We start from the raw sequence: 3,721 nt of genomic DNA, 5'->3' as shown, positions 1-3,721 counted from the left end.
GCTAAACACGGGGGCTGCGCGGCGGACACGCCGACGTCACAGCTACTGCCACGCCATTTTTGCAGAACTTGACGCACACAACTGGAAACGTATCGCCGACCCTTTCCAGAAGCATCATGAAACCTCGTCGGTCCTCACCTGTGAACGGCAGTGCCATCCGGCCAGCGTCGGACAAATTTGAAAGCCACCGTTCGGCACGTGCGTCACGCCGGCAAAAGCGACCACGACATCGAGGTTTGGCAGATCAACTGCCTGCGTTGCATCACCTGATATCACTTCTACATGGGCATAATGAGCAAGATTGCTTTGCGCACGCCGAGCCAGTTCTTCGTCGATCTCATATGCAATCACGCGTCCTTCAGAACCCGTTAGTTCAGCGAGGATGGCGGTGAAATAGCCGACACCGGCGCCCACCTGAAGGACAGTCTGGCCGGGAGTGATGTTCAGATGGTCGAAAACCAATGCCCAAAGCGACGGCAAGCCGCTGTTCAGTCCGCGTTTTTCGTCAAGCAAGACCAGAACGTCGTGGTAAATCTCATGAAGTGCGGCTGAAGGGCTGGTATGGACCGCCCCGATTTGCAATCTCGAATGGATACGCCAAGGCCCGTTGCCAAGGTAGTGTTCGCGCGGAACCTTTGCGAAGGCCTCGATGACCGCAGGGTTGTGCAAGACAGGTGATGAGACACGCAGATCTTCGGCAAACCACCGGCGCGCTTCACTAGCATCGATTCTTGTCGGCATGGAATATCGGCTCCGGATCGCACGTACTCAATCATGCTCTCAGAAAACCGAACGACGGCAAAGGGGCGCTATCCCCGCATTGAAGGGCAATGCCCGCTATCCGTTTGCCATAGAGCGCAGCTTTGCCGAGTGCCCTGCCCTCTTTGCCTGTGGACCCGCCCGTTTCGGCGCCTGGCGTCTGACCGAATTTGGCGCACGGGTGCCCGGAACGACGCCAGGACATCAACTCGCGCGGCGGATTGATACTCATTCTCGTGACATAGGGGGATTTTATAGCAAAGCGCGGACACCGGCGGCAACCTCGGCCAAGTCGTCATTGAGCTGGTGGTTGCGGCCGTCGAGCCGATGCAGGAGCGCGCTGGGTATCGCTGCTGATAGAGATCAATATGCGCAAAAGCGCAAGTTCGTCCCTGCTGCCGTGATGGCTTTTTCGTGGGCGAGAACCATCAAAATTTCTGGCATTGTTCCGAAGGCCGACCGCGAGGCTGTAAGGCGTGGCGATATGGAAGACACGCAACGCTCCGCCCGACGATCACATCCTCCGGCTGGCCAGCAGCCTTGTGAGCCAGTTCGGATCCATTTCCGGCACGGAGGATAAAAGCCGCTCGGTATAGGGGCCGTGCGGCGGCGTGAGAATTTCGCTCTTTAATGCCCGCTCAACGACTTTACCTTGGTGCACCCCAATTTCGTCGGCGATCGCCCGCACGGTGGCAATGTCATGGGTGATGAAAATGCAGCTCATGCCGAGTTCGCGCTGAAGCCGCATTAAGAGCTTGAGGATTTCCTCTTGCACAATCTGGTCGAGCGCGGACGTGATTTCGTCGCAGATGATGAGTTCCGGATCGGCGGCCAACGCCCGGGCGATGCAAACGCGCTGCTTCTGACCCCCCCCCGACAGTTCGGCCGGCAGACGATCCAGGTAAGTTTCGCTCATCTCGACCATGTGCATGCGTTCGCCGATCCCCCGATCCCACAACCAAGCCGTACTACTGCGCGGCAAGGTGATTGGCGGTTCGGAGCCTGTTGCCGGACCTTAACCCGGAGACTTAACCGCCCTTGTACACCCTAAGTTAAACGCAGTTTACCAAACAGACGAGGACAGTAGGCAAACCCGCCCCTAGGGTAAGAGGTCGTTCTGTCGATTTATCCGGGAGATACTATTGTCAGTCGTGTGGAAACAGAAGCAAACTTGCGATTCTCCATGCAGACACTATTGCAGTTCATGTGCTCTCATCCCATAGGGGGACGTTGTCGAAGAATGAGTGGGGGAACAACAATTTTCTCGGTGTTACCGCAAAAATCTATAAACCCCATTCGGTGATATGCCGGCAGGAGGACGACAACAGTGAGATATTCATTGTAAAATCGGGCTGGGGCATACTTTATCAGGCACTGCCGGACGGAGAGCGGCAGATCATAGACACTCCCCTCAAAGGGGATGTCGTCGGTTTCCGTGGCTTGGACGGACCCCGTCTTGCGTCGCTGGCGTCCATAACCGAACTAGCTGTTTATGAAATTTCCAGTAAGGAACTGGTCGAGGCCATCCTGTCGGACGGCCGAATCGGGAAGAAGATCGCCTGTTCGCTGGCGCGCCTGAACGCCATCCTTGCCGAACATCTGACAAATACCGGGCGGCGGAACGCGATGAGGCGTACCGCCCATTTCCTGCTGGAGTTGGAAGAGAGGCTCTCCATGGTTGAGCTGTCGGTTGATGGAAGATATGAGTGTCCTCTTGCCCAGCATGAACTGGCCGACATCCTCGGAATGACCACGGTTCACGTCAACCGAACGTTAAGGGAGCTGCGCAAGGCCGATCTCGTCTCTTTCAAGTCAGGCCATGTAGAGGTGATCAACCGCAAGAAGCTGGTCGAAACAGCCGGATTCGACAGCGAGTATCTCAGGTAGCGGCTATATCTCTTTGAACGCCAGCGCATGGACACCAAAATGAAGACGGTCGTTCCGTCGCCGGAACAGTTCGAGACGACATTTACGGAGGGCTGGTCGTGCGCGGGACGCCTGACGTCTCGACGACAGCGGTATGCGGCTCGAGGCGGTCGACGGTTGGGCTGAGCGGAACGCAACCCAGCTCGTGCCGAGCAAAGCAAAGTGTGCGAAGGGAGATCATCATGACCCGACGGCAACACTTGTGAATCGGCGTGCAAAATTCGACGCCGATTTTGCACGCCGATTCACAGGCCGAAGCCTCCCAGACCGAGGACCGGGCGGTATGGGCTGCGAGAGGCTTGGCGGCGAAACACGCTGGCGTCATTGCCGTGGTCGCGCGATGCTAACCCTGCATTAGGCGAATACGGCGAGCCGACGACATTGTTCGTCAGCCGCGACGTGCCTGATATGGAATGAGCTTCCTTCGGAGACAAGAGCTACGGCGGCAGTAGCTTTCCCTCCTCTTTGGCGGCCTCAAGGAACGCTCTGCGAACCACGTCGGGCTTCACCTGATCGATCATTGCATCCATGCAGAGTTGCACCGCGCTATGCCACTTAGGGCCGCGCTTGCTCCACTTCAGGAGCTGCTCAGCGGCCCTTCGACGTTGCTGCATTGGTAGATGACGCCGGGACGGCCGGTCTTTACGGGAATCGACGGTGAAAACCAATGGAGCGACATTTGTACATAAGCCTTATCTAAACTAAGAGTTCCGTCAGCCACGCCCCGGTTCGAGCCAAGGATCGGAAAACCGGCTATGGCCCAGCCCCGCGCAGCCCCTTCTGGCTGGCCATATCGGGGTAGGGACGCAGCGTAGACATCTATTTTAGGATGCATTGCCAACTCAGAGATGATCATTGCGGTGATGCGAGCCGCTTGGCTAAAGCCGTCGTGGCAACGCTGATGCAGCGGGGCCGGTGATGACGGTTGTAGTCTCGCGTCTCGGCCGCGGTGCAGTTGTGTGCGTCAAGTTCTGCAAAAATGGCGTGGCAGTAGCTGTGACGTCGGCGTGTCCGCCGCGCAGCCCCCGTGTTTAGC

Annotated in this window: 4 protein-coding genes; 1 reads left to right on the top strand and 3 read right to left on the bottom strand. The window is 57.5% G+C overall.

Translation table 11 applies throughout. The annotated features are described in order from the left end of the window. Positions 1–114: 114 nt before the first annotated feature. Complete coding sequence (locus NKH29_RS32385) at positions 115–741, bottom strand: protein-L-isoaspartate O-methyltransferase family protein (protein WP_353001414.1); 627 nt, start codon at positions 739–741, stop codon at positions 115–117. A gap of 532 nt (positions 742–1,273) precedes the next feature. Beyond that, complete coding sequence (locus NKH29_RS32380) at positions 1,274–1,690, bottom strand: ATP-binding cassette domain-containing protein (RefSeq protein ID WP_502911340.1); 417 nt, start codon at positions 1,688–1,690, stop codon at positions 1,274–1,276. A 299-nt stretch (positions 1,691–1,989) separates the two neighbouring features. Between NKH29_RS32380 and NKH29_RS32375 the strand changes: the two genes are divergently transcribed. Continuing rightward, on the top strand, positions 1,990–2,646 hold the full coding sequence (locus tag NKH29_RS32375; protein WP_352483670.1) for a Crp/Fnr family transcriptional regulator: 657 nt from the start codon (positions 1,990–1,992) through the stop codon (positions 2,644–2,646). A gap of 476 nt (positions 2,647–3,122) precedes the next feature. Here the strand turns inward: NKH29_RS32375 and NKH29_RS32370 are convergent, their stop codons facing one another. Continuing rightward, positions 3,123–3,299: a DUF982 domain-containing protein gene (locus NKH29_RS32370; RefSeq protein ID WP_023718504.1), complete on the bottom strand. Its 177-nt coding sequence runs from the start codon at positions 3,297–3,299 to the stop codon at positions 3,123–3,125. Between the last annotated feature and the right edge of the window lie 422 nt (positions 3,300–3,721).

Origin of the sequence: Mesorhizobium sp. M1295 (assembly GCF_040318135.1) — a bacterium.
Lineage (GTDB): Bacteria > Pseudomonadota > Alphaproteobacteria > Rhizobiales > Rhizobiaceae > Mesorhizobium.
This window is presented reverse-complemented; position numbering and strand designations above follow the sequence as displayed.

Bases quoted from the DNA above. Each gene is read 5' to 3' on its own strand.
- NKH29_RS32385 (WP_353001414.1), bottom strand. From the start codon at position 741: ATGCCGACAAGAATCGATGCTAGTGAAGCGCGCCGGTGGTTTGCCGAA.
- NKH29_RS32380 (WP_502911340.1), bottom strand. From the start codon at position 1,690: ATGCACATGGTCGAGATGAGCGAAACTTACCTGGATCGTCTGCCGGCC.
- NKH29_RS32370 (WP_023718504.1), bottom strand. From the start codon at position 3,299: ATGCAGCAACGTCGAAGGGCCGCTGAGCAGCTCCTGAAGTGGAGCAAG.